This is a genomic window from Dietzia sp. Cai40 (assembly GCF_014145165.1).
GTDB lineage: Bacteria > Actinomycetota > Actinomycetes > Mycobacteriales > Mycobacteriaceae > Dietzia > Dietzia natronolimnaea.
This window is the reverse complement of sequence record NZ_JAALEB010000420.1, coordinates 1-3,389: the sequence shown is the minus strand read 5'-3', so window position 1 is coordinate 3,389 and position 3,389 is coordinate 1. Positions and strand designations below refer to the sequence as shown.

At 70.0% G+C, this 3,389-nt stretch carries 3 protein-coding genes; all 3 read right to left on the bottom strand.

The window, feature by feature from the left end; all coding sequences use genetic code 11:
* Positions 1-153: 153 nt before the first annotated feature.
* The gene (locus G6022_RS14795; protein ID WP_179523234.1) at positions 154-1,266 is read right to left on the bottom strand and encodes an NDMA-dependent alcohol dehydrogenase; all 1,113 of its coding nucleotides are present in this window, start codon (positions 1,264-1,266) and stop codon (positions 154-156) included.
* A gap of 186 nt (positions 1,267-1,452) precedes the next feature.
* A complete protein-coding gene (locus G6022_RS14790; protein WP_179523233.1) occupies positions 1,453-2,982 on the bottom strand; it encodes an aldehyde dehydrogenase family protein in 1,530 nt (509 codons plus the stop codon).
* A gap of 100 nt (positions 2,983-3,082) precedes the next feature.
* Positions 3,083-3,389: helix-turn-helix domain-containing protein (locus G6022_RS14785; RefSeq protein WP_277819505.1), on the bottom strand; the 307-nt coding region annotated here is incomplete at its 5' end.

Here is a 3,389-nt window from a genome sequence, read left to right as displayed (position 1 = left end):
GCGTGCGGCTGTGCGCTGACCTGGCAGGCGCTCGCGCGAGACGCCATCCGCGGGAGCGCCTGCCCGCCATTCCTTGGCCAACGACTGCGCGCGCCACCCCGGGATCGGGGCGGCGCGCGCAGTCGTCGGCCGCGCCGGTCGGGTGGCGACGGGTCAGGCGTCGTGGATGATCACGCCGCGCATGATCTTGCCGTCCTGCAGATCCCGGTAGCCCTCGTTGACCTGCTCGAGCGAGTAGGTGGTGGTGATGAGCTCGTCCAGCTTGAGCTTGCCCTCGTCGTACAGGCGCAGCAGCTTGACGATGTCGTACTGCGGGTTGGCCGAACCGAACAGGGTGCCCGTGATGGTCTTGCCGAACAGCGCCATCACGGTGCCGCTGACCTGGACGGTCTTGTCGGTCATGTTGCCCAGGCCGGTGATCACCACGGTGCCACCCTTGCCGATCACGTCGAAGGCGCTCGAGACGACCTGCTCGTCGACGGTGCCCACCAGGATGAGCGCCTGGTCCGCCATCTGGCCCCAGGTGAGCTTCTCCACCTCGGCGTGGGCCTCGGCGGCGTCGGCGAACGCGTGGGTGGCGCCGAACTTGAGGGCCTCGTCGCGCTTGAACTGGACGGGGTCCACCACCACGACGTGGCGGGCCCCCGAGTGGACGGCGCCCTGGACGGCGTTGATGCCGAGCCCGCCGATGCCGTAGATCACCACGGTGTCGCCCTGGCGCACGTTGCCCGCATAGGTGGCGGTGCCCCAGCCGGAGGGCACGCCGCAGCCCACCAGGACGGCCTTGTCGAGCGGCAGCCAGTCGTCGACCTTGACCACCGAGTGCTGGGAGATCACCGAGCGCTCGGAGAAGGTGCCGAGCATGCACATGGCACCGAACTCCTTGCCGCCCGAGCGGAAGCGGAAGGTGCCGTCGGGCATGTGCCCCTCGAGGATCGTGGCACCCATGTCACAGAGGTTCTGTCGCCCGGTCGAGCAGTACCGGCAGGTGCCGCAGTTGGGGATGAAGGAGCACACCACGTGGTCGCCCGGCTTGACCTTGGTGACGCCCACGCCCACGGCCTCGATGACGCCGGCGCCCTCGTGCCCGCCGACGATCGGGAAGCGCGGCGGGAGCGAGCCGTCGGACAGGTGCAGATCGGAGTGGCACAGGCCTGCGGCCGTGTACTTGATGAGGACCTCGCCGGGGCCGGGATCGTCCAGGTCGAGCTCGATGATCTCGAACGGCTGGTGGAGGTCGAACAGTACTGCTGCCTTGGTCTTCACGGCGGTGTTCCTTTCGGGGGAGCGGGTGATCGGAAGTGGAGAGGGGGTGTGGACGGGGCGGGTGGGCAAGGGGTGTGGGACGACAGGAGAGGTCGCAGAGAAGGGGAGTCACCGGCGTCCCCGGACGAGTCACGGGGACGCCGGGTCCCGGTCCCGGGGGTCGGAGGGAGTCCGACCCGGACCAGGTCAGAGCTGGATGTTGACCGACCTGGTCTGCGTGTAGAGGTCCAGTGCACCCTGGCCCAGCTCGCGGCCCCAGCCGGACTGCTTGAACCCGCCGAACGGCATGGCGGTGTCGAAGCCGTTGTACTGGTTGACCCAGACCGAGCCCGCGTGGAGGCGGCTGGCGACCTTGTGGGCCTTGGAGATGTCCTTCGTCCACACCCCGGCGGCCAGGCCGTAGATCGAGTCGTTGGCCTGCCGGACCGCGTCGTCGACGTCGGTGAACCGCAGGGCCGAGACGACGGGGCCGAAGATCTCGTCCGTCACCACCCGGTGGTCGGGCTCGACGTCCACGAACACGGTCGGCTGGACGAAGTAGCCGGTGTCGCCGTGTCGGCCGCCGCCGGTGAGGGCCCGCCCGCCGTCCTCGATGCCGGCGCGGAGGTAGTAGGAGACCTTGTCGAACTGGTCCTGGTCGACCAGCGGGCCGAGCTCGGTGGCGGGGTCCAGGCCGTGTCCGATGGTGGCCTGGGCGGCGGCGTCGGCGACGGCCTGCGTGAACTTCTCGTAGATGGAGTCCTCGACGTACAGGCGGGTGCCGGCGGTGCAGGCCTGGCCGTGGTTGAACATCCACGCGGCCACGGATCCGGCGACGGCGGCGTCGAAGTCGCAGTCGGCAAAGACGATGTTGGCGCTCTTGCCGCCCAGCTCGAGGGAGACCTTCTTGAGGTTGCCCTTGGCGGCGTCGACGATCAGCTTGCCCACCTCGGTGGAGCCGGTGAAGGCCACCTTGTCCACGTCGTCGTGGGCGGAGATCGCGGCGCCGGCGTCGCCGAAGCCGGTGACGATGTTGACCACGCCGGCGGGCACGCCGGCCTCGGCGATGACCTCGCCCAGCAGCAGCGCGGTCAGCGGAGTCTGCTCGGCCGGCTTGAGGACCAGGGTGTTGCCGGTGGCCAGGGCGGGGGCGAGCTTCCACGCCGCCATGAGCAGCGGGAAGTTCCAGGGGATGATCTGGCCGCACACGCCCACGGGGACGCGCTGGGTGTAGGCGTGGAACTGCTTGTCGCCGGCGAACGGCATCGACACGTTGACCGTGGAGCCCTCGATCTTGGTGGACCAGCCGGCGTAGTAGCGGAACACGTCGGCCGCCCACGCCACGTCCACGGCGGTGGCGATCGCGACGGACTTGCCGTTGTCCAGGGCCTCGATCTGCCCGAACAGCTCGGCCTTGGCGTCCAGCAGGTCGCCGATGCGCCACAGGATCTGCTCGCGCTGGTTGGGCTTCATGGTCGCCCACGCGCCGTCGTCGAAGGCGCGGCGCGCGGCGGCGACGGCCCGGTCGACGTCCTCGGGTCCGCCGTGCGCGACCTGGGTGATCTCGGCGCCGGTGGCGGGGTCGTAGGTGCCGAAGGTGCGGCCGTCCGCCGCGTCGACCCACTGCCCGTCGATGAAGAGCTGGTGCGGGCGGCCGAGGAAGTCGCGGGCCTCGGCGCCGAGTCGCTCGTCGACCTGGGTGGTGGCGCCGGTGTCCCGGGAGAGTGTGCCGGTCATTGTGTCCTCCAAGAATCCCGACCGGCTCAGGTGTGAGGCCGGTCACAACCCATCATGGGGTCGTGGACGGGACCCGGAGTGTTCAGTTTCTGGACACCTTCTAGGACAAACCGAATTCCCGCATCCGGGCGTAGAGGGTCGTCCGGCTGATGCCCAGCCGCTTGGCGGCGCGGGACCGGACGCCGTCGCAGTCCGCCAACGCGGCCACGATCGCGTCGTACTCGCCCCGTGCCAGCTCGCCGGCGCGCGGAGGCCGGACGGCACGGGCGCGGGAGGGCAGTGAGTCCACGTCGAGGGTTCCCGACCCTCTCCTGGCGGTGTGGGTGAGGCAGTCGCCCAGGACTGACCGCAGTGACACCAGCCCGTTGGGCAGGTCCAGTGCGCAGACGGCGTCCACGAACCGGACC